This is a genomic window from Stenotrophomonas sp. GZD-301, from assembly GCF_049310345.1.
GTDB lineage: Bacteria > Pseudomonadota > Gammaproteobacteria > Xanthomonadales > Xanthomonadaceae > Stenotrophomonas.
The window spans coordinates 21270-43983 of sequence record NZ_JBMOWY010000037.1 but is presented as its reverse complement, the minus strand read 5'-3'; the positions used below and the strand labels follow the sequence as shown (position 1 = coordinate 43983).

Sequence of the window (22714 nt, the reverse complement as noted above, 5' to 3'; positions counted from 1 at the left end):
CGCGTCACCGTGACGGTTTTCAGCATCCCACTGGGAAGGACTTGACGCTGCTGCGAGTCATTCCGCCGTCCCCGCCCTGCCCACCCTAGACTGTAGGCATGAGCAGATCCCGCCATCCGGAAGTCCACCGCTCCGACCGCGTCGGTTGGCTGCGCGCGGCCGTGCTCGGCGCCAACGACGGCATCGTCTCGGTGGCCGGGCTGGTGGTCGGCATCGCCGCCAGCGGCGCATCGGCCACCACCGTACTGACCACCGGCATCGCCGGCACCGTGGCCGGGGCGATGTCGATGGCGGCCGGCGAGTATGTGTCGGTGCAGTCCCAGGCCGATACCGAGCAGGCCGACCTCGTGGTGGAGAAGCGCGAGCTGCATGACGACCCGCACAGCGAACTGCAGGAGCTGGCCGCGATCTACCGGCATCGGGGGCTGACGGCCGAGCTGGCCCACGAGGTCGCGGTGCAGCTCACCGCGCACGATGCGCTGGGTGCGCACGCGCGCGACGAGCTGGGCATCACCGAGGAACTGCGCGCCCGGCCGATACAGGCGGCACTGGCCTCGGCCGGCGCGTTCACGGCCGGCGCCGCGCTGCCGGTGGTGACCGCGCTGCTCGCCCCGCACGCGCAGGTGGCGCAGATCACCACCGCCGTCACCCTGGTCGGGCTGGGCCTGACCGGCGCGATCGCGGCCCGCGTCGGTGGCGCACGGCCCCTGCGCGGCGCACTGCGCGTGATGTTCTGGGGCGCGCTGGCGATGGCGGCGGCCGCAGCGATCGGCCAGTTGTTCGATACTGCGCTGTAATGGATACCCGCACACCCCCTGAGTCCCTGTTGGCCGAGATGGCGAGCCTGGCCGACTGCCAGCGCGCCGACGGCTATGCCTGCATCACCGCGCGCCGCGAACACGGCGCCTCGTCGGTGGACATTCCGCAGCCGCAGTTCGCGATCCTGCTGCAGGGGCGCAAGCAGGTGCGCACCGGGCAGCAGTCGCTGGCGCTGGCGCCGGGCGACCTGTTCCTGATCACCCGGCGCTGCCGCATCGATGTGGTCAACATCCCCGACCCGGACTCCGGCCTGTACCTCAGTGCGATCGTGCCGCTGTGCGGCGAAGCGCTGTCGGCTGCACGGGTGCTGTGGAACGAGCCGCTGCCGGAGGCCGGCGATGCGCTGGCGCGCCTGCCGCTCGACGCGCATGCCGACCACCTGCGGCAATGGCGCCATGCGCTGGAACAGGGGCGGTACACCGAGGCGCGGCTGGCCCTGGCATCGCTGGTGGTGGCGTTCTGCCGCGGCGGTCACGGCAGCCTGCTGGTGCCGCCCGAGCCGAGCCTGGGCGAGCGCATCCGCGACCTGATCGCCGCGCAGCCGGAGCGCGACTGGCAATCGCGCGATTTCGAGCAGCAGCTCGGGCTGAGCGGCGCCACGCTGCGCCGGCGCCTGGCCGGCGAACGCTCCAGCATGCGCGAGCTGATCGCCGACGCACGCCTGGCCCACGCGATGAACCTGCTCTACACCACGCGCCTGCCGTTGAAGACCGTGGCCGCACGCGTGGGCTACCGCTCGCTGGCCAGCTTCAGCAAGCGCTTCGCCGCACGTTACGGCCTGGAGCCGGCCGCGATCGGCAACAGCTGAGCGGTCGCGAGCGGATCGCGATGCATTCTGAGCGGAATGCGGCGCTGCCCTCGCGCAGCATGGGCCTACCGCGGCGCTGCCGCCGCGTATGGAGATCCACATGCCCTTCCCCCGCGTTCGTCTGCTCGCCGCCGCCCTGTTGCTGGCCGCCGTCGCCGGCCCTGCCTTCGCCACCACGTCCCACCTGCCGCGCACGCAGGTGCCGGGCGTCTACCACCAGCAGATCGGGACGGTGCAGGTCACCGCGCTGTTCGACGGCACTGTCGCACTGGGCCGCCAGGAGCTGGTGGGCATCGCCCCCGGCGCGGTCACCCGCCTGCTCGACCATCGTTACGTGCCCGAGGATGGCAAGGGCCTGCAGACCGCGGTCAACGCCTACCTGGTCCAGCGCGGCAACCACCTGACCCTGGTCGACACCGGCACCGCCCAGTGCTTCGGCCCCGGCCTGGGCCAGGTGCTGGGCAACCTGCGCGCGGCCGGCTACGACCCGGCCGACGTCGATGACGTGCTGCTCACCCACGCCCATCCGGACCATCTGTGCGGCCTGCTGGATGCACAGGGTGGCACCGCCTATCCCAACGCCACGGTCTGGCTGTCGGCCGCCGATGCCGGCTACTGGCTGGACCCGGCCAGCGAAGCCAGCGCACCGCAGGGCGTACGCTTCGCCTTCGCGCTGGCACGCAAGGCGGTGGCGCCGTATGAGGCGGCGGGAAAACTGCGTCGTTTCCGTCCCGGGCAGGCGCTGCCGACCGGCGTGAGCGCGCTGGACAGCCACGGCCATACCCCCGGCCATGTGTCCTGGAAGATCGACGCCGGGCAGGGCCAGGCGTTGCTGGTCTGGGGCGACATCGTGCATTTCCATGCCGTGCAGTTCGCCCAGCCCACGGCCGCGTATGAAGCGGACAGCGACCGCGACGCCGCCATCGCCAGCCGCCGCCGGATGATGGCCGAGGCGGCCGACCAGGGCTGGTGGGTCGCCGGCGCGCACCTGCCGTTCCCGGGCCTGGGCCACGTCCGCCGCGAAGGCGACGCGTTCGCCTGGGTCCCCGGCGAGTTCACCCCCCTGCCCGCGCAACGGTAGAGCCGACCGTTGGTCGGCTGCCCTCCGGTCAGCCCACGCACACCCCGGTAGAGCCGACCGTTGGTCGGCTGCTCTCCGGTCAGACCACGCACACACCCGGGTAGAGCCGACCGTTGGTCGGCTGCCCTCGGGTCAGACCACGCACACCCCAGGGTAGAGCCGACCGTTGGTCGGCTGCCCTCCGGTCAGACCACGCACACCGCCGGGTAGAGCCGACCAACGGTCGGCTGCTTCTGATGGGTAATCAAGATCCCGCGCGGCGTGCGACAGCCGACCAACGGTCGGCTCTACCAGGCGACAGCCGACCAACGGTCGGCTCTACCGAGCGACAGCCGACCAACGGTCGGCTCTACCGAGCGGCAGCCGACCAGCGGTCGGCGCCCTGCGCCGGTCAGGCGGTTTCCGGGGCCGGCTTGTTCAGGCCGAGCCAGCCGCCGATGATGCCGCGGGCCTCGTCCACGCCCTGGCGGGCCGGGCCGGAGAAGGTCTGCACGCTGACGGTGTCGCCGAACGAGGACTGCAGTTCCTTGCGCACCTTCTGCAGGGCGATGCCCTGCTGGCCGCGGCCAAGCTTGTCGGCCTTGGTCAGCAGCGCGTGCGCCGGCAGGCCGCGCTGGACCGCGTAGGCCAGCATCTGGCGGTCGTAGTCCTTCAGCGGGTGGCGGATGTCCATCACCACCACCAGGCCACGCAGGGCCTCGCGGGTGCGGAAGTACTGGTCGATGAAGGCCTGCCAGTGGGCCTGGAGGTCCAGCGGCACCTTGGCGTAGCCATACCCGGGCAGATCGACCAGCTTGGCGTCCGGGGTGACCTCGAAGAACACCAGCTGCTGGGTGCGGCCGGGGGTCTTGGAGACCCGGGCCAGGCTGTTCTGGCGGGTCAGGGCGTTGAGGGCGCTGGATTTGCCGGCGTTGGAGCGCCCGGCAAAGGCGACTTCGGCCCCGACATCCTCCGGCAATTGCCGGGTGTTGTGGGCCGAAAGCAGGTAATGGGCACGTTCGAGGAGCAATGACATGGGCATAGGATCGCATGTCCGGGGCGCCAACGCGCTGCCACGGCCCGGTTTTGCTGCACTGCTGCGTTGACCGTGGCGTGAAACGGCATGGATAATCGGGCGATCCCCGCGACTGCACCCTGCAGCCGCCAGGCCGGTCCACACGGAGCTTCCGCATGCGCCACGCTCGCGTTCTTGCCGTTTCCGCTGTCGCTGTATCGCTGCTGGCCGCCGTTGCGGTCGCCCAGACCTCGTTGACCCCGTTGCCCGACAACGGGCCGATCAAGACCGCGTCGCTGGAGGTCGATTTCAGCAAGACCACCTGGGGCGATGCCAAGGCCGGGCAGACCAAGGCCGCCGCCTGCGCGGCCTGCCACTCCGCCGACGGCAATTCCACCGTGGAGATGTACCCCAGCATCGCCGGCCAGAGCGAGCGCTATGTCGCCCAGCAGATGGCCCTGATCGCCAACGGCCAGCGCACCTCCGGTGCCTCCGCGGCGATGGTGCCGTTCGTGCAGGACCTCACCCCGCAGGACATGCGCGACATCGGTGCGTATTTCGCAACGCAGAAAGCCAGTGCCGGGCTTGCCGACGACGGCCTGGTCAGCGAAGGTCCCTACGCGGGCAGGAAGTTCTACGAGATCGGCCAGCAGCTCTATCGCGGTGGCGATGCCGAACGCGGCATCCCGGCGTGCATGGCCTGCCACGGTCCCACCGGCGCCGGCAACCCGGGCCCGGCCTACCCGCACATCGGTGGCCAGCATGCGGCGTATGTCGCGCGCCGGCTGCAGGAGTACCAGGCCGGGGTCACCCACGAAACCGACAAGGCGCACTTCCAGATCATGGCCACCATCGCCAGGCAGCTGACCGAGCAGGAGATCCAGGCACTGGGCAGCTACCTGCAGGGCCTGCACAACCGCGCCGACGATGTCGCGGCGGTGGCCCCGCACACCGGTGCCGCGCAGGCGCCCTGACCACCTACCGCCGGCAGGTCGCGGCCGCTCGGCGCTCCCGGGCGACCGCCGGGACCGATGGCGGATGCGCCGCGCGCAGGCGGCACGGTATGTTCACCAGCACGCCGGCGATAGGGCCGGCGTCGTTTTTTTCCGATGGAGATGGATGTTGATGAGTGTGATGCCCCGCCTGATGCTGCTCCTGCTTGCCCTGAGCCCGTTGAGTGCCCTCGCCGCCCCGGCCGCGCCGCTGGAAGAAGGCCGGGACTATGAGCTGATCGACGACGCCGGTTCGTTCGCGCCGCTGGCCGGCAAGGTCGAAGTGGTGGAGATGTTCGGCTACACCTGCCCGCACTGCGCCCACTTCGAACCGCAGCTGGAAGCCTGGGCCGCCAAGCTGCCCAAGGATGTCCGCTTCACCCCGGTGCCGGCGGCCTTCGGTGGCGTGTGGGATTCCTTCGCGCGTGCCTATTACGCCGCCGACCAGCTCGGTGTCGCCAAGCGCAGCCACCGCGCCATGTTCGATGCGCTGCACGAACAGCGTTCGCTGCCGATGCAGAACGTCTCGGCCGATGAACTGGCCGGCTTCTACAAGGGCTACGGCGTGACCCCGGAACGCTACCTCGCCGCGCTCAAGAGCGATGCGGTGGACGCCAGGGTCAAGGGCGCACGCGCCTTCGCCCTGCGCACCAAGGTGCCGGGTACCCCGACCCTGATCATCAACGGCAAGTACCGCGTCAAGGGCGATTCGTTCGAATCGATGCTGCGCAACGCCGATGCCCTGATCGCCCGCGCCCGCACCGAAAAAGCGCGCTGAAACGACGCTCGCTGAACCGTCACGCACCGTGCACGCGGGGGCCTAGCCACCGCGTGTCATCATGTTCCCCTGGCCGTCGCTGCGCGTCGGCCCACCCTGTTCATCCGCTGGAGATGCTTCGATGAAAACCCGTTTCGCTTTGACGTTGATGGCCCTGCTGCCGATCCTGGCCGCATGCAAGGCCCAGGATGGCACTGCCAACACCGCCGCCCCGACCGAGCCGGCCACCCCGGCGACGGCGCCGGCCAGCGAACCGGCCGCTCCCGCCGACGCACAGGCAACCCCGGCCGCCGCCGGCGAGACCGCTGCGGCTGCCGCAGCCACCGAGAGCGCCGCTGCAGCCTCGCCGTCCGCCTCGGCTCGCCCGACCGGCCCGGAACCGGTTGCCGGCACCGACTATGTGGTGATCGAGAACGGCCAGCCGTTCCAGCCGGCCACCGGCAAGATCGAAGTGGCCGAAGTGTTCGGCTATGTCTGCCCGGCCTGCGCCGCGTTCCAGCCGCTGATCGGGCCGTGGAAGGCCGGTCTGCCGAGCGACGTGAGCTTCGTCTATGTGCCGGCCATGTTCGGCAACACCTGGGATGACTACGGCCGTGCGTTCTACGCCGCGCAGAGCATGGGCCTGCAGGACAAGACCCACGAAGAACTCTACGCCGCCATCCACTCCAAGCAGACCCTGAAGGGCGAGCGCGGCCGCGATTCGGTCGAGGACATCGCCAAGTTCTACGCCACCTTCGGTGCCGATCCGAAGCAGTTCGCCGCCACCATGAGCAGCTTCGCGGTCAACGCCAAGACCAATGCCGCCAAGCAGTTCGCGCAGCGCAGCGGCGTGACCGGCACCCCGTCGGTGATCGTCAACGGCAAGTACCTGGTCAAGGGCAAGAACTTCCCGGACATGCTGCGCATTGCCGACCACCTGGTCGCGCGCGAACGCGCCGCCAAGGGCAACTGAGCCCGGCTGCCAGCGAACCCGTCGTGACTTCCCCCGACACGCGGACCCTGCGCCTGCTCACGGCCAACATCCAGGCCGGCTCCAGCACCCGCCGCTACAGCGACTATGTGACCCGCAGCTGGTCACATGCGCTGCCGGCGGGGCGCAAACGGAGCAGCCTGGATGCCATCGCCCAGCTCGCCAGCGGCCATGACATCGTTGGCCTGCAGGAGGCCGATCCGGGCAGCCTCCGCTCGGGCTTCACCAACCAGACCCACTATCTGGCCGAGCGCGCCGGCTTCAACTACTGGAGCCACCAGCCCAACCGCCGCATGGGCGGGGTGGCGTCCAGCGCCAATGGCCTGCTCAGCCGGCTTGAACCGGTGGAAGTCCAGGACCACGCCCTGCCCGGCCGCATCGGCGGGCGCGGCGTACTGCTGGCCAAATTCGGTGATGGCCCACATGGCCTCGCGGTGGCGGTGGCGCATCTGTCGCTGGGCACCAACTCGCGCATGGCGCAGCTTGCCTTCATCGCCGAGCTGCTGTCCGACCACCCCAACGCGGTGCTGATGGGCGATTTCAACTGCGTGGCCGATCGCCCGGAAATGCAGGCGCTGTACCGCCACACGCGGCTGCAGCCGCCGGGCTGCGTGGTGCCGACGTTCCCAAGCTGGCGCCCCGAGCGCGCGATCGACCACATCCTGGTCAGCGATGGCCTGACCATCCAGCGTACCGAAGCCGTGGCGGCCGCATTTTCCGACCACCTGGCAGTGGGCATGGACCTGCAGGTACCCACCAGCGCCCTGCGCTGACGATCATGCCCGGCCACGCGCCGGGCCGATGTGCTGACGCAGCATCCACACCCGGTATGCGATAAATCGCCCCTCTGCCGTCCAGGCATCGGAGCGTCCCCCGCCTCATGAGTACCCTGGAGCCGCATCCGCCCGAGGTGCGCACGCTTCGTCCCGTGTTCCTGCTTGCCGCCACCCTCGTGGCGGCATTCGCCATTCTGGTCGCCGCATTTCCCATCGATGCGGGCGTCGCGCTGCTGGACGCGCAGACCTGGGCCTCGCGCAACGTCGGCTGGTACTACCTGCTGGCGATGACGGTGTACCTGGTGTTCGTGGTCGGCGTGGCCCTGTCCGGCTACGGCAACGTCAAACTCGGTGCCGACCACGACGAACCGGAATTCAGCTATCTGTCGTGGGCCGGCATGCTGTTCGCCGCCGGCATCAGCATCACCCTGTTCTTCTTCTGCGTGTCCGAGCCGCTCACCCACTACCTGATCCCGCCGCAGGGCGGCGTGGGCAGCGGCGAGGCCAGCGCGCGCCAGGCCATGCAGCTGCTGTTCCTGCACTGGGGCCTGCACGGCTGGGGCGTGTTCGCGCTCGCCGCGATGGCGCTGGCCTACTTCGCCTACCGCCACAACCTGCCGCTGGCATTGCGCTCGGCGCTGTATCCGCTGATCGGCAAGCGCATCAACGGCCCGATCGGCTACACCGTGGATGCGCTGGGCATCGTGGCCACCGTGTTCGGCCTTGGTGCGGACATGGGCTTCGGCGTGCTGCACCTCAACGCCGGCCTCAACACGCTGCTGCCGGTGCCGCATGCCGCCTGGGTGCAGGTCGGGCTGATCGTGCTGATGATGGGCGCGGCGATCACCGTGGCGGTCTCCGGCGTGGAGAAGGGCGTGCGCTGGATGTCGGACATCAACATGCTGCTGGCGATCGCGCTGCTGCTGTTCATGCTGTTCGCCGGCCCCACCCAGTACCTGCTCAACACGCTGATGCAGAACCTGGGCGACTACCTGGGCAACGTGGTCGGCAAGAGCTTCGACGTCTACGCCTACGGCGGCCGGCCGGACTGGCTGGGCAACTGGACGGTGTTCTACTGGGCGTGGTGGATCGGCTGGGCACCGTTCGTGGGGCTGTTCATCGCCCGCATTTCGCGCGGCCGCACCATCCGCGAATTCGTGCTGGGCGTGCTGCTGATTCCGCTGGGCTTCACCCTGGCGTGGCTGTCCATCTTCGGCAACAGCGCGCTGGACCAGATCCTGCACCACGACCAGGTGCAGCTGGCGCAGATGGCCGTCGACAACCCGCCGACCGTGCTCTACGCGCTGCTCGACAACTACCCCTGGAGCCGTACGGTCATCACCGTCACGGTGATCGTCAGCTTCATCTTCTTCGTCACCTCCGCCGATTCCGGCACGGTGGTGCTGTCCACCCTGTCCTCGCACGGCGGCGCGCCCGAAGACGACGGCCCGCGCTGGCTGCGGGTGTTCTGGGGGGTGATGACCGCGCTGGTCACCGCCGGGCTGCTGCTGGCCGGCAGCATGGACGCGCTCAAATCGGCGGTGGTGCTGGCCTCGCTGCCGTTCTCGGTGGTGCTGCTGCTGATGCTGTGGGGCCTGACCCGCGCGCTGGGCGAGGAATCCCAGCGCAAGAAGGCCTCGCAGTACTCGCCCACCCCGTTGATCGGGCAGTCGCGGCACCAGCGCGGCTGGCGCCAGCGCCTGACCCAGGCCGTGCATTTCCCGGTGCGCGACGAGGTCTACCGGTTCATGGATACCGACGTGCGCCCGGCCATCGAAGCGGTGGCCGCGCAGCTGCGCGAACAGGGCCTGGATGTGCAGACCAGTTTCGAGCCCGGCCAGATGGAACTGGTGGTGGACCACGGCGAACAGCAGGTGTTCCGCTACCAGGTGGTGATGCGCGGTTACCTCACCCCGTCCTTCGCCGCGCAGCGCTTCCGCAACCAGCGCTACTACCGCGCCGAGGTCCACCTCTATGAAGGGGGACAGGACTACGAGCTGGTCGGCTACAGCCGCCAGCAGATCATCAACGACATCATCGACCAGTACGAGCGCCATCTGCAGTTCCTGCACCTCACGCGCTGACCTCGGCTGGTCTCCCGCTGCAAAGGAGTCATCGACATGCCCACCTTCCCCGATCAACTGCTGTACATCGGCGGCCGCTACGTTCCGTCACAGGGCGGAACGACCTTCGAGGTCATCGACCCGGCCAACGGCGAGGTGCTCGCCAACGTGCACAGCGCCAACAGCGACGACCTCGACGCCGCGGTGGAAAGCGCCCGGACCGGGCAGAAGGTCTGGGCCGCGCTGACCACCGTGGAGCGCTCGCGCATCCTGCTGCGCGCGGTGGCCCTGCTGCGCGAGCGCAACGATGCGTTGGCCGAGCTGGAGAGCCGCAACACGGGCAAGCCGCTGAGTGAAACCACCACCGTGGACATCGTCACCGGCGCCGATGTGCTGGAGTACTACGCCGGCGTGATGCACGGGCTGGAAGGCAGCCAGGTGCCGCTGCGCGAGACCAGCTTCTTCTACACCCGGCAGGAACCGCTGGGCGTGGTCGGCGCGATCGGCGCGTGGAACTACCCGATCCAGATCGCCCTGTGGAAGGCCGCCCCGGCGCTGGCCGCCGGCAACGCGATGATCTTCAAGCCCAGCGAAGTCACGCCGCTGACCGCATTGAAACTGGCGGAGATCCTCACCGAAGCCGGCCTGCCCGACGGGGTGTTCAACGTACTGCCCGGCGATGGCGCCGGCGTGGGTTCGGCGTTGACCGGACACCCCGGCATCGAGAAGATCTCCTTCACCGGCGGCACCAGTACCGGGCGCAAGGTGATGGCCAGCGCCTCCAGCTCCACGCTCAAAGAGGTGACGATGGAGCTCGGCGGAAAGTCGCCACTGATCGTCTGCGCCGACGCCGATCTGGACCTCGCCGCCGACGTGGCGATGATGGCGAACTTCTACAGCAGCGGCCAGGTGTGCACCAACGGCACCCGCGTGTTCGTGCCCAGGACCAGCCTTGCCGCCTTTGAAGCCAAGCTGCTGGAACGCGTCGCGCGCATCCGCATCGGCGATCCGCTGGCCAGCGACACCACCTTCGGCCCGCTGGTCAGCGCCGCACACCTGCAGCGCGTGCTCGACCACATCGAGAGCGGCAAGGCCGAGGGCGCCCGGCTGCTCTGCGGCGGCGAACGCCTCACCGACGGCGCATTGGGCAAGGGCTGCTACGTGGCGCCGACCATCTTCAGCGACTGCCGCGATGACATGCGCATCGTGCGCGAAGAGATCTTCGGGCCGGTCATGAGCCTGCTGGCCTACGACGACGAGGACGAGGCCATGCAGCGCGCCAACGACACCGATTACGGGCTGGCGGCCGGCGTGGTGACGCCGGACCTCGCGCGCGCCCATCGCCTCATCCACCAGCTCGAGGCCGGCATCTGCTGGATCAACTGCTGGGGCGAATCGCCGGCGCAGATGCCGGTGGGCGGCTACAAGCAGTCCGGCGTGGGCCGCGAGAACGGGCTGGCGACGCTGCACGCCTACACCCGCACCAAATCCATCCAGATCGAGCTGGACCGCTACGCGTCGGTGTTCTGAACCGGCCCGACAAGGAGACCCCGCCATGAAGCGCGAGTACGACTACATCATCATCGGCGCCGGCTCGGCCGGCAACACGCTGGCCGCGCGCCTGACCGAGGACGCCGGCGTCAGCGTGCTGCTGCTGGAGGCCGGCGGCCCCGACTACCGCCTGGATTTCCGCACCCAGATGCCGGCCGCACTGGCCTATCCGCTGCAGGGCCGCCGCTACAACTGGGCCTATGAAACCGAGCCGGAGCCGCACATGGACAACCGGCGCATGGAGTGCGGGCGCGGCAAGGGGCTGGGCGGCTCCTCGCTGATCAACGGCATGTGCTACATCCGCGGCAACGCGCTGGACTTCGACCAGTGGGCCTCGTTCGATGGCCTGGAGGACTGGAGCTACCACGACGTGCTGCCCTACTTCCGCAAGGCGGAAACCCGCGACATCGGCGCCAACGACTATCACGGCGGCGACGGCCCGGTCAGCGTGGCCACACCGAAGAACGGCAACAACGTGCTGTTCCACGCGATGGTCGAGGCGGGCGTACAGGCCGGCTATCCGCGCACCGACGACCTCAACGGTTATCAGCAGGAGGGCTTCGGCCCGATGGACCGCACCGTGACCCCGCGCGGCCGCCGCTCCAGCACCGCACGCGGCTACCTGGACATGGCGCGGGACCGCGACGGCCTGGAGATCGTGGTGCATGCCACCACCGACCGCATCCTGTTCGACGGCAAGCGCGCGGTGGGCGTGCGCTACCTGGCCGGCGGCAGCGCCACGCCGATCGATGCCCACGCACGCCGCGAAGTGCTGCTGTGCGCCGGCGCGATCGCCTCGCCGCAGATCCTGCAGCGTTCCGGTGTGGGTGCACCGGCGCTGCTGGCCTCGCTCGGCGTGCCGCTGGTGCACGATCTGCCCGGCGTCGGCGAGAACCTGCAGGATCACCTGGAGGTATACATGCAGTACGCCTGCAAAAAGCCGGTGTCGCTGTACCCCGCGCTGCAGTGGTGGAACCAGCCGGCGATCGGCGCAGAGTGGCTGTTTGCCGGCACTGGCATCGGCGCCAGCAACCAGTTCGAGGCGGGCGGGTTCATCCGCACGCGCGAAGACTTCGACTGGCCCAACATCCAGTACCACTTCCTGCCGGTGGCGATCAATTACAACGGCACCAATGCGGTCAAGGAGCACGGCTTCCAGGCGCACGTGGGCTCGATGCGCACGCCCAGCCGCGGCCGCGTGCATGCGCGTTCGCTGGACCCGCATGCGCATCCCTCGATCCTGTTCAACTACCAGTCCACCGACCAGGACTGGCAGGAGTTCCGCGATGCGATCCGCATCACCCGCGAGATCATCGCCCAACCGGCCCTGGACGAGTACCGCGGGCGCGAGATCAGCCCCAGTGCCGACTGCCGGACCGACGCCGAGCTGGATGCCTTCGTGCGCGCCCGCGCCGAAACCGCGTACCACCCGTCGTGCTCCTGCGCGATGGGCACCGATGCGATGAGCGTGGTGGATGGCCAGGGCCGCGTGCATGGCATGCAGGGCCTGCGCGTGGTGGACGCCTCGATCATGCCGCGCATCATCACCGGCAACCTCAATGCCACCACCATCATGATCGCCGAGAAGATCGCCGACCGCATCCGCGGCCGCGCCCCGTTACCGCGCAGCACCGCCGCGTACTACGTCGCCGGCGACGCCCCCGCACGGCAGGGCGGCCCCACCCGCGGGTAGCCCTGTAGAGCCGGCTTCCAGCCGGCTGTCGCGCGCAGCGCGGGATTTTCCTCGCCCGCCCCGCAAAGCAGCCGACCAACGGTCGGCTCTACCGGTGCAGTAGGCGGTGAGCGCGAGCGCGCCCCATGCAGTAACCGATCAGCGCGAGCGCGGTCAGTGCAGGGAACCGGCGAACCCGTGCGCGATCCATACAGGAACCGGTGAACCCGAGCGCGGTCGGCGCAGGAATCGGTCAATCCGCGCGCGGCCGGCGCTACGCCGGGGCGCCCGGAATCTGCGGGGTGGGCCGCCGCGCGGTCACCGTGCTGCCCACGGAGGCCAGAACGGTGCAGCCGATTGCGGTCCACTGCAGCGGGGTCAGGTGTTCGGCCAGCAGCCCCATCGCCAGCAGCGCGGCCACGGCCGGCTCCATGCTGATCAGGATGCCGAAGGTCTCCTTCGGCAGCCGCTTGAGCGCCATCATCTCCAGCGACATCGGGATCGCGCTCGACACGATCGCCACGCCCAGCCCAAACAGCAGGATGGCCGGGTCCAGCAGCGCCATGCCGGCATGCGCCACGCCCACCGGCACCACCACCAGCGCGGCCACGCACATCCCCAGCGACACCGTATGCCCAGCATGCAGATGGCCCGCACGTTTGCCGAAGATGATGTACATCGCCCAGCATGCCGCCGCGCCCAGCGCGAACAGCACACCGACCGGGTCCAGCGGCTCGCCATGCCCCAGCGGCAGCAGCAGCAACAGCCCGATCAGCGCGCACCCCACCCAGACGAAGTCCACCGGCCGGCGCGACGACCACATCGCCACCGCCAGCGGCCCGCAGAACTCGATGGCCACCGCGATCCCGAACGGGATCGTGCGCAGGGCCATGTAGAACATCAGGTTCATCGCGCCCAGGGTGATCCCGTAGCGGATGATCGCGCCGGCGTCGGCACGCGTGGTGGTCCAGCGCCACGGCCGGAACACCGCCAGCAGCACCAGCGCCGAGAAGCCCACGCGCAGCGCGCTGGTGCCCTGCGCGCCGATCAGCGGAAACAGCTGTTTGGCAAAGGAGGTGCCCACCGACAGGGCGGTGACCGAGCCGAGGACGGCCAGGACGGGGATCAGCGAAGCGTAGCGTGAGGTCGACATCGCGCCAGCATATTGCGCGCCGCCCGAAGCAAGGGCTCAATTGCAGGCGCCTTCCTGCATGTTTCGCTCATCCATGACCGCCGCCCACAGCCCCGACGACTTCGACCGCGCCATCCTGGCCATCCTGCAGCGCGACAACGCCACGCCGCAGCGCCAGATCGCCGAGGCCGTGCACCTGTCCGCCCCCGCCGTGCAGCGCCGCATCAAGCGCCTGCAGGAGGCGGGCATCATCCGCGCCAACGTGGCCGTGCTGGACCAGAACCGGGTGGGCCGCCCGTTGACGATCATGGTCGAGGTGCGCGTCAGCAGCGAGCAGCCCCACCGCGTGGCGCCGTTCCGCCGCCGTGTGCAGGACGACCCGGCGGTGCAGCAGTGCTATGCGATCACCGGCGACGCCGATTTCCTGCTGATCCTCACCGCCGCCTCGATGGAGGAGTACGAGGCGATCAGCGAACGGCTGTTCGGCAACGACGACAACATCGAGCGCTACCGCACGGCCGTGGCGCTGAGCACGTTGAAGCGCAGCCTGGACGTACCGCTGTAGCGTCGGCGTCAGGGCACCCGCGTGAAGTGGATGGTCATCAGGATCGGTTTGCCATCCTGGCCGAAGAACGCCTTGGATTCAGTCATCCGGTTGCGATCCCCTGCCACCGTGTAGATGCGGGTGGAGGCCGGCGTGCCGTGGTCGACCAGCTGCATCACCAGCACGTTCGGCGCCGGCATGCTCAGCGAGGCGACGTCTGCACCGTAGTTGCCGGTGATCGGGCCGGGCGTGCCGTCCAGTGGCAGCGTGCTGTCCGCCGTCATCGTGGCGCCCTTGGGATCGACGATCTCGGCACGGGTGGTCCACCGGCCGTCTCCGGCGTCCTTGAATTCCAGCACCACGCTCCGGGGCCGCTGCGCGGCCGGCATCGGCAGCGTGGCGACATCGATCGCCCAGCGGCCGGCCAGTGGCGATGCCGCCGGCGTGGCCGCGGTGACCGGTGCAGGGCTGCCCTGCAACGCGATGGCGGCCAGGCACGCAATGAACATCCTCTTCATGGACTCTCCTTCTCGGGTGGGCATGGATGATCGGTTACTGCGGTACGGCCGCCGCGCCTAGCCGCGCACGGCGGCCTCGATGCGGGCCACATCGATTTTGCGCATGGTCATCATCGCCTCGAAGGCGCGCCTGGCCACGGCCGGGTCCTTGCTGGTGACTGCCTCGCTGAGCACACGCGGGGTGATCTGCCAGGACAGCCCCCACTTGTCGCGGCACCAGCCGCAGGCACTTTCCTCACCGCCGTTGCCGACGATGGCCTCCCACAGGCGGTCGGTCTCGGCCTGGTCGTCGGTGGCGATCTGGAACGAGAACGCCTCGCTGTGCTTGAACGCCGGCCCGCCGTTGAGGCCGATGCAGGGGATGCCGGCCACCGTGAAGTCCACGGTCAGCACGTCGCCCTGCCTGCCGGAGGGGAAGTCCGCCGGGGCGTGGTGGACGGCGGTGACGGCGCTGTCCGGGAAGGTCCGGGCGTAGAAAGTGGCCGCCTCCAGCGCGGTGCCGTCGAACCAGAGGCAGATCGTGTTGCGCGCAATCATGGCCAGTGTCCTGCTGCGGAGGAAACGCGCCCACGCTACGGCGGCGGGCGTTAAGCCCGTGCCGTGACCGGGCGCCTCCCCCCGCATACCTGAATTGGCGATAGTAATGATTCCCATTACCATACGCGTACCCCGTCCGCGCCAGGGAGGCACGGCGGTCATCGGTCGCGCCGCCACCGCCCTGCCCCAGAGCCCAGCCGCGCCGCACCGACCCCCACCCATTGGGCAGCGCCTGGCCATCGAGGACATCGGCTGCGCGTGCCCGCGCCCTGGAACCGCCGATGCTCCGTTCTTCCATTGTGATGCCCCGCCCCCTGCCCCAGCGCCGTCTGTCGCAGGCCCTGTTCGCCGCGCTGTGCGCACTGTCCACCGCACCCGCCCTGGCCCAGGACGCCGCCGACGCCACCACGCTGGACAAGGTGGTGGTCAAAGGCGAGCGTGCTGAAGGCTATTCGGTGCGCCGGACCTCGGCCGGCACCCGCTTCGACCTGGCCCCGCGCGAGATTCCGCAGTCGATCAGCATCATCAGCCACCAGCGGATCGAGGACCAGAACCTCGACGACATCATCGACGTGCTGGCCAACACCACCGGCGTGAGCAGCACCCAGTCCGACACCGAGCGCACCGAGTTCTACGCGCGCGGTTTCTATATCGACAGCTACCAGTTCGACAACCTGCCGACGCAGATGGTGCAGAACTGGAGCTACGGCGATTCCGGCCTGGACCTGGCGCTGTACGACCGCGTGGAAGTGGTGCGTGGCGCGACCGGTCTGTTGAGCGGCGCGGGCAACCCGTCGGCCTCGGTCAACCTGATCCGCAAGCATGCCGACAGCGCCGAGCTGACCGGCAGCGTGTCGGTGAACGTGGGCAGCTGGGGGCGCACCCGCTCCACCGTGGACGTGACCACCCCGTTGAACGCGAGCGGCTCTGTGCGCGCCCGCGTCATTGGCAGCTACCTGGACACCGAATCGCAGATGGACCGCTACAACCAGCACAAGACGCTGGGCTATGCGGTGATCGACGCCGACCTGACCCCGGACACCCAGTTGAGCGTGGGTTACGACTACCAGCAGAAGCGGGCCAACGGCGCGACCTGGGGCGGCTTCCCGATGCTGTTCATGGACGGCAGCGCCACCGGCTACGACGAAACGTTCAATGCCGCCGCGAAGTGGACCTACTGGGACACCACCAGCAAGCGCGCGTTCGCCACGCTGGAGCATGGCTTCGCCAACGACTGGAAGGTCCGCGTCGGCGCCACCCACGATGAGACCCGGGCCGACGACAAGCTGTTCTACCCGGCCTACAACGACTGGACCACGGGCGCGTCGCTGCTGAATCCCGTGACCGGCGCAGGGGTCTCGCCGTCGGCCGGGTTCTACAACACCGAGCGCAAGGTCGACGCGATCGACGGCTTCGTGGAAGGCCCGTTCCAGCTGTTCGGCCGCGAGCACCAGTTCATGGCCGGGCTGAGCTACAACAAGCGCCGGTACGCCAACTATGGCGACTACCAGGTCGGGGGCGAGGGTCGTCCGTGGGACCCGTTCCGCAGCTACCTGAACTGGACCGGCAACATTGCCGAACCGAACTGGAACGCGCTGGCGCTGGCCAGCAGAGGCACCATCACCCAGAAGGCCGGGTACGCTGCCACCCGCCTGTCGCTGGCTGATCCGCTGAAGCTGATCCTCGGCGCACGCTACACCGACTGGAAGAGCGAAGGCGAAGACGCCGACCGCTCGCACACGGTCACCACCCCGTATGCCGGCCTGGTCTATGACCTCAACGACACCTGGAGCACGTACGCCGCCTACACCGAGATCTTCCAGCCGCAGACGCTCAAGCAGCAGAACGGAAGCTACCTCGACCCGGTCGACGGCAAGAGCTACGAAGTCGGCGTCAAGGGCGCCTGGTTCGACAACCGCCTCAATGCGTCGCTGGCGGTGTTCCGCATCGAGCAGGACAACGTGGGCCAGGCCACCACCATTCCGGTGGACGGCAGCCCCAACGAGTTCGCCTACATCGCCGCACGCGGCACGGTGAGCCGGGGTGTCGAGCTGGAACTCAACGGCGAGCTGGCTCCGGGCTGGAATGCCACCTTCGGTGCGTCGCGCTATGTGGCCAAGGACATCAACGATGCGGACATCAACACCAACCTGCCGCAGACCACCATCAAGCTGTTCACCAGCTACACGCCGCAGTCGCTGACCGATCTCACCGTCGGTGGCGGCGCGAACTGGCAGAACCGCATCTACTACCCGGTGCCGGCCTACGGTCGCATCGAGCAGGATGCGTACGCGCTGGTCAGTGCGTTCGTGCGCTACCGCATCTCGCCGGAGTTCAGCGTGCAGGCCAACCTCGACAATCTGCTGGACAAGAAATACTTCTCGCAGATCAACGGCTACGGCGCGTATGGCGATGGCCGCAACGGGTCGATCACGTTCACCTGGTCGTTCTGACCGCGCACACCACGACCCACGCAGCACACGGAGAGCCGGGCATTGCCCGGCTCTCTGCGCAGGGGCGGCATCACGCGTGCGCGGCGTGCACACCGTGGCTGCTAGCCTGTCCCCCGATCCCGCCGGACACCGACGCTGATGCCCGTGGACCCGCACGCGCCGTCCTCCCCGCCGCCAGGCACCCATCGTTCGTCCGCCTGGCGCGTGCGCCGCTGGCTGGTGCGGCTGCTGGTGCTGGCCGTCGTTGCCGTGCTGCTGGGCATGCTCTGGAACAGCCCGTGGGCGCAGGCGCCACGCGCCCTGTGGGCGCTGTCGCGGATGGCGCCACCGCGTGCACTGCCGGTCCCCGTGGAGGGCGTTACCGCCCGGCGCATCGCCGACACCTTCGGCGCACCGCGCGGGCGCGACCGCACCCACGCCGGGCTCGACATCTTCGCTGCGCGCGGCACTGCGGTGACCAGCGCCACGCCGGGCGTCGTGGCGGATATCCGCGACGGCGGACTCGGCGGCCGCCAGGTCTGGATACTCGGCCCGGCGCGCGAGCGCTACTACTACGCGCACCTGGACGGCTGGCGCGACGGGCTGACCCGTGGCGAGGTGGTGCAGGCCGGAACCGTGCTCGGCTACGTCGGTGACAGCGGCAACGCCAAGGGCACCCCGCCGCACCTGCACTGGGGCATCTACGGCAGCGAGGGCGCGTACGATCCGCTGCCGTTGCTGCGCGCGTGGGCCGCCCCGGATCGATCCGGCCGTTGATCGGCCCATGCCATCGCCGTAGTGCCGGCTGCAGGCCGGCACCCGCTCACGGCCGTGCGCGCAGCAGCGCCAGCCCGAACCCGATGAAGATCGTGCCGACCACGCGGTCGAACACCTTGCGCAGGCCCGGGCGGGCCAGGTAGCCGGCCAGGCTGTGGCCGCCGGCGGCGTACACGGCGTACCAGAACATCTCCATCACCGCGAAGGTGCTCACCAGCACCACGAACTGCGGCAGCTGCGGCTGGCCCAGGTCGACGAACTGCGGCAGGAACGCCGAGGCGAACAGCAGCAGCTTGGGGTTGCTGATGCCGATGATGAAGCCATCGCGGAACAGGATGCGGCGCGAGCTCGGCGCGATCGCGGCCGGATTGCCCACGTCCAGCGGTGCATCGCCGCCGCGCCAGGCCTTGATGCCCAGGTAGACCAGGTAGGCCACGCCGGCATAGCGCAGCACGTCGAACACCATCGGCGAGGCCTTGAGCACCGCGCCCAGGCCCGCCGCGGAAATGCACAGGGCCAGCACCAGCGCACTGAGGCAGCCGGCCATCGCGGCGATGCTGCGGCGGAAGCCGACGCGCACGCTGCGGGTCATCACGTGCAGCATGTTCGGGCCCGGCGTGCCGCACAGCACGAACACGGTAACGGCAAAGATCCACCAGGTATGCAGGCTCATGACGACGGTCGCTGAAGAAGGGAGTGCGCCGCGCGCGGTGTGCGGCCCCGCCATGATAGGGCGGTGGTCGCCCGCCCGCGTGGCGTGGCCGGAATGCACCACACGGTTGGCCCGTGACGGAAACAAACCGGGGCGCCATGACGGCGCCCCGGTGGGTCATTGCCGGGTCCGGGCCTGGATCAGAACCGCAGGTCCGCGCGCAGGTACCAGTAACGGCCACGCGGGATGTCGTAGGTCGAGGCGTCGTAGCCATTGAGCGAGCACGACAGGCAGATCGGCGGGTCCTTGTCGAACGCATTGTTCAAGCCGGCGCTGAGCTGCAGGCCCTTCAGCCAATCCACTTTGTAGCCCAGCTGCAGGTCGTGGTAGGTGATCGCGTCCAGCTCGTTGGTGCCGGCCACCTGGTTGCTGCACACCGGGAACGCCGACGCGTCGCCGCACTCCTCGGTCAGCTTGGAGATGTGGCGCACCGTCCACGACGCATTCCAGCGGCCCAGCGACCAGACCAGGCTGGCGTTGCTGGTCCACTCGGGAATGGAGCTGTCCACCACTTCCACGCCCGGCTCCTGCGGCTGCCGCTGGCCGGCGGCACCGATCGCCTCGTAGCGGCCGACGAAGGTGTTCTTCCAGGCCAGCTTGAACTGGCCGACGTCGCTCTGCGGGAACGTCCAGAACAGGTCCACGTCCCAGCCGTCGGTCTTGATCGAGCCCAGGTTGGTGAGGCGGTTGTTGAAGCCGCTCACCGCACCGGTGGAGGCGCGGGTGATGCCGCCGCAGTACAGCGGGTCCAGCGTGTCCACGCACAGGTCGAGCTGGGTCTGGGCGTTGATCGCCTGGATCGCGCCTTCGATGGTGTGGCGGTAGAACGTGACTTCGACATCGAAGCGCTCGGACCACGACGCATTGCTGCCGAACCACGGGCTCCATACGAAGCCGGCACTGAAGCTGCGCGAGGTTTCCGGGTCGAGTGCGGCGTTGCCGCCGGTGGTCACCGAGATCTGCGAGTTGGCCTGCTGGAAGCCGGCCGGCACGCCCAGCGCGGCGCAGTTGGCGGCGCTGCCGCGCGGCGGTGTACCGCCGAGGCCGACCGAGCACGGGTCGAACAGCTGCAGGTCCGCGCGCGCGGCCGAGCCGTACAGCTCACCGATGGACGGCGCGCGGAAGCCTTCGGCATAGGTGGTGCGCAGCACGAAGTCGTTGGTCACCTGCCAGCGCAGGCCGTACTTGGGGGTGAACTCGCCGCCGAAGGTGGAGTAGTCCGAATAGCGCCCCGCCAGGCTGAGGTCGAGTTTCTCGCCGATCGCGCTCTTGGCGAAGATCGGGATGCTCAGCTCCAGGTAGGCCTCGTTGACGTCGTAGGAACCGGAGGTCGGCAGGGACGGCACGCCGTTGTAGTGGCCGGCCACGGTCAACGGATCGGGCTGGTACCAGCCCTCGTACTTGCGGTACTCCACGCCGGTGGCGAACGACACCGGGCCGGCCGGCAGGGTGAACAGGTCGCTGCTCAGGTTGGCGGTGAACAGGCTCAGTTCGTTCTGGCTGCGGTCGCGCACCACCGGCTGGATCCAGCGCAGCATGTCCTGGGTGATGGTGCCGGGGCCGCCGAAGATGTTCAGCGGCACGCAGCCCGGGGTGGCCGCGCAGATGGCCGGGTCGCCCAGCGCCATGTTGATGTTGAAGATGTTGTAGCTGCCGTAGTTGGTCTGCTCGGCCTTGTTCTTGCTGTACATGCCGTTGACGTCCCAGAACCAGCTGCGCTCGGCCGCCTCGAACTGGCCGACCAGGCCGGTGGCGAAGTACTGCGTGTTGACCTCCTGCTTGAACACGCGCGCGCCGCCCTCCACCGGGCGGCGGCCGATCATGATCAGGTTGTCGGACGAGTCCAGGTCGAAGCCGAACGGGTTGTACGGGTTCTGCGCGGAGATGACGATGTTGTCGGCCAGCGGGTTGCCGGTGGCGCCGTCGGGGCCGAAGAACAGTGGCTCGGGCGCGGCCTGGTTGGTCGATTCGCGGCGGTTGCCGAGCGCCTTGATGTACCACTGCACGTTGTCGGTGATGTCGAAGCGGAACTGGCCGAAGAGGCCTTTGCGCTCGGACGGCGTCAGCACCATGTTGTACTCGGCGAAGTTGAACCGGTCCGGCGTGCCGAAGCAGTGGTAGCTGTCGGTGCGCGCACAGCCGTCGGCACCGTTGAAGGTGGGCGCGGTTACGCCGTTGTTTGGAGTGAGGTCGTGGGTAATGCCCGTGTTTGGATCGGTGAAGATGAAGCGCCCGGTCGGCGTGGCCGAGCTGCCGAACGACAGGCCGGTACCGGGAATCGGGAAGCGCGACTGCTCGCGGTCGATCGCATAGACCGGGTCCTGTTTTGTCCAGCTGGCGCCCAGGAACAGCGTGTAGCGGTCGCCGCTGGTGCCCCAGGCCAGGTCCACGCCCTTCTGGGTGCCGTCGCCCTTGCTGTACTCGCCGTAGTTCATGGTCACCTGCGCGCCATCGAACTGGCGGCGGGTGATGATGTTGACCACGCCGGCGATGGCATCGGAGCCGTACAGCGACGATGCGCCGTCCTCGAGGACTTCGATGCGCTCCACGATCGCCAGCGGAATAGTGTTGAGGTCGGTGGCCGCGCCCACGCCCGAGGCGGACGATTCATTGACCCAGCGGATGCCGTCGACCAGCACCAGCACGCGCTTGGCGCCCAGGTGGCGCAGATCCACCTGCGCCGAGCCGGCACCGACACCGCTGCCGTCCGGCGGGAAGCCGAAGTTGCCCGAGGAGTTGAACTTGGCGTTGAGCGCCGAGCCCGAGCCGGTGAGCTGCTGCAGCACTTCGCCGATCGAGTTGAAGCCGGTGCGTTCGATGTCGTCGCGGGTCAGCGTCTGCACCGGCACCTGGCCTTCCACCTCGGCGCGTTTGATGCGGGTACCGGTGACTTCGATCCGATCCAGGTCGGTGGTGGCGCGGGGTGCATCCTGCGCGGCGACGAGCGCCGGAGCAGCCAACAACAGGCACAGCGATACAGCGACCGCCAACGGGCGGCGATGCAGGTCGTTCATTCGCTCTCTCTCCAAAGGAATGTTGGGCTGGACCGCCGTCGCCCCCTGCTGACGGCAGTGTCTCCTTTGTAAACAACCTGTAAATGTCACGACGTGACGACGACCCCGCTTTCACGTCGCTTCGACAAATCCGAACAGGGCGTGGTGTCGTAAGCCACCTGTTGCGACACCGACGGTCCACACCACCCACACCTGCAGAATGCCCTTGTTTCCAAGGGCATCCGCGGTGAGCGGGAGGATTCGCCCGGTGCGGTTGGACCAAGGCGCTACGGTCCATCCGGGGGGTGTTGGCCGCAGCCAGCCACGGCGCCATGACTTCGTATCCGGCCCTTGGATCGGTCGCGATGCGCAGTTCGGCAGGTTGCCGGTGCGCCCGGGCCTGGTCGAGCAGGCGCGCCTGGACGATCGGCGGCGGCGGGAATGGTCGTACGCGGCGCGACATTGATGTCGACCCGTGGTCCGGCATTCCTCGCTGCGATGAAGACCCTGCGCGGCTCCTTCAGGCGGGCCGGTTGCACACGGCCGATACGGCGTCCGCGCTGGC

Annotated in this window: 19 protein-coding genes; 13 read left to right on the top strand and 6 right to left on the bottom strand. The window is 68.9% G+C overall.

The genetic code is table 11. The features are described 5' to 3' along the window. Positions 1-98 precede the first annotated feature (98 nt). The 3 genes from ACO6VK_RS10005 (at position 99) to ACO6VK_RS09995 (ending at position 2708) form a co-directional block, all read left to right on the top strand. Positions 99-797, top strand: coding sequence for a VIT1/CCC1 transporter family protein (locus ACO6VK_RS10005; protein ID WP_422506715.1), 699 nt, complete (start codon positions 99-101; stop codon positions 795-797). Next, positions 797-1627 (top strand): helix-turn-helix domain-containing protein, encoded by an 831-nt coding sequence (locus ACO6VK_RS10000; protein ID WP_422506714.1) that lies wholly within the window; start codon positions 797-799, stop codon positions 1625-1627. Before ACO6VK_RS10005 ends, ACO6VK_RS10000 begins: the two co-directional genes overlap by 1 nt. 100 nt (positions 1628-1727) lie before the next feature. Next, the gene (locus tag ACO6VK_RS09995; RefSeq protein WP_422506713.1) at positions 1728-2708 is read left to right on the top strand and encodes an MBL fold metallo-hydrolase; all 981 of its coding nucleotides are present in this window, start codon (positions 1728-1730) and stop codon (positions 2706-2708) included. Positions 2709-3099: 391 nt separating this feature from the next. On the opposite strand, the gene yihA is transcribed toward ACO6VK_RS09995, so the two are convergent. Further along, the gene (gene yihA, locus ACO6VK_RS09990) at positions 3100-3723 is read right to left on the bottom strand and encodes a ribosome biogenesis GTP-binding protein YihA/YsxC (protein WP_017354770.1); all 624 of its coding nucleotides are present in this window, start codon (positions 3721-3723) and stop codon (positions 3100-3102) included. Between the two features lie 155 nt (positions 3724-3878). Here yihA and ACO6VK_RS09985 point away from each other — a divergent pair, with 155 nt between their 5' ends. From ACO6VK_RS09985 to betA, 7 genes are all read left to right on the top strand, one after another. Then, positions 3879-4676 (top strand): c-type cytochrome, encoded by a 798-nt coding sequence (locus ACO6VK_RS09985; protein WP_422506712.1) that lies wholly within the window; start codon positions 3879-3881, stop codon positions 4674-4676. A 151-nt stretch (positions 4677-4827) separates the two neighbouring features. Beyond that, positions 4828-5472 carry a thiol:disulfide interchange protein DsbA/DsbL gene (locus ACO6VK_RS09980; protein WP_422506711.1) on the top strand — a complete coding sequence of 215 codons (645 nt, stop codon included), beginning with the start codon at positions 4828-4830 and terminating at the stop codon, positions 5470-5472. A gap of 121 nt (positions 5473-5593) precedes the next feature. Continuing rightward, positions 5594-6424: a thiol:disulfide interchange protein DsbA/DsbL gene (locus ACO6VK_RS09975; protein ID WP_422506710.1), complete on the top strand. Its 831-nt coding sequence runs from the start codon at positions 5594-5596 to the stop codon at positions 6422-6424. Positions 6425-6447: 23 nt separating this feature from the next. Then, a complete protein-coding gene (locus tag ACO6VK_RS09970; protein WP_422506709.1) occupies positions 6448-7215 on the top strand; it encodes an endonuclease/exonuclease/phosphatase family protein in 768 nt (255 codons plus the stop codon). A 107-nt stretch (positions 7216-7322) separates the two neighbouring features. After that, positions 7323-9302, top strand: a complete 1980-nt coding sequence (gene betT / locus ACO6VK_RS09965) for a choline BCCT transporter BetT (RefSeq protein ID WP_422506708.1) — start codon at positions 7323-7325, stop codon at positions 9300-9302. A gap of 36 nt (positions 9303-9338) precedes the next feature. After that, positions 9339-10811, top strand: coding sequence for a betaine-aldehyde dehydrogenase (gene betB / locus ACO6VK_RS09960; RefSeq protein ID WP_422506707.1), 1473 nt, complete (start codon positions 9339-9341; stop codon positions 10809-10811). Positions 10812-10836: 25 nt separating this feature from the next. Then, positions 10837-12525, top strand: coding sequence for a choline dehydrogenase (betA, locus tag ACO6VK_RS09955; RefSeq protein WP_422506706.1), 1689 nt, complete (start codon positions 10837-10839; stop codon positions 12523-12525). Between the two features lie 253 nt (positions 12526-12778). Here the strand turns inward: betA and ACO6VK_RS09950 are convergent, their stop codons facing one another. Beyond that, the gene (locus ACO6VK_RS09950; protein WP_422506705.1) at positions 12779-13657 is read right to left on the bottom strand and encodes an EamA family transporter; all 879 of its coding nucleotides are present in this window, start codon (positions 13655-13657) and stop codon (positions 12779-12781) included. Between the two features lie 58 nt (positions 13658-13715). On the opposite strand from ACO6VK_RS09950, the gene ACO6VK_RS09945 reads away from it, so the two are divergent. Continuing rightward, entirely contained in the window at positions 13716-14201 is a 486-nt protein-coding gene (locus tag ACO6VK_RS09945) for an Lrp/AsnC family transcriptional regulator (RefSeq protein ID WP_422506704.1), read from the top strand. Positions 14202-14209: 8 nt separating this feature from the next. Here ACO6VK_RS09945 and ACO6VK_RS09940 read toward each other — a convergent pair whose 3' ends face one another. Both ACO6VK_RS09940 and ACO6VK_RS09935 read right to left on the bottom strand, forming a co-directional pair. Then, on the bottom strand, positions 14210-14698 hold the full coding sequence (locus ACO6VK_RS09940) for a LuxR family transcriptional regulator (protein WP_422506703.1): 489 nt from the start codon (positions 14696-14698) through the stop codon (positions 14210-14212). Positions 14699-14755: 57 nt separating this feature from the next. Then, positions 14756-15235 carry a VOC family protein gene (locus tag ACO6VK_RS09935; RefSeq protein ID WP_422506702.1) on the bottom strand — a complete coding sequence of 160 codons (480 nt, stop codon included), beginning with the start codon at positions 15233-15235 and terminating at the stop codon, positions 14756-14758. A 281-nt stretch (positions 15236-15516) separates the two neighbouring features. Between ACO6VK_RS09935 and fhuE the strand changes: the two genes are divergently transcribed. After that, the gene (fhuE, locus tag ACO6VK_RS09930) at positions 15517-17688 is read left to right on the top strand and encodes a ferric-rhodotorulic acid/ferric-coprogen receptor FhuE (protein WP_422506701.1); all 2172 of its coding nucleotides are present in this window, start codon (positions 15517-15519) and stop codon (positions 17686-17688) included. Positions 17689-17826: 138 nt separating this feature from the next. Continuing rightward, positions 17827-18444, top strand: a complete 618-nt coding sequence (locus ACO6VK_RS09925) for a M23 family metallopeptidase (RefSeq protein WP_422506700.1) — start codon at positions 17827-17829, stop codon at positions 18442-18444. 46 nt (positions 18445-18490) lie between these two features. On the opposite strand, the gene ACO6VK_RS09920 is transcribed toward ACO6VK_RS09925, so the two are convergent. Together ACO6VK_RS09920 and ACO6VK_RS09915 are read right to left on the bottom strand one after the other, a co-directional pair. Continuing rightward, the gene (locus ACO6VK_RS09920) at positions 18491-19117 is read right to left on the bottom strand and encodes a LysE family translocator (protein WP_422506699.1); all 627 of its coding nucleotides are present in this window, start codon (positions 19115-19117) and stop codon (positions 18491-18493) included. A gap of 179 nt (positions 19118-19296) precedes the next feature. Continuing rightward, positions 19297-22170 carry a TonB-dependent receptor gene (locus tag ACO6VK_RS09915; RefSeq protein ID WP_422506698.1) on the bottom strand — a complete coding sequence of 958 codons (2874 nt, stop codon included), beginning with the start codon at positions 22168-22170 and terminating at the stop codon, positions 19297-19299. Positions 22171-22714 lie beyond the last annotated feature (544 nt).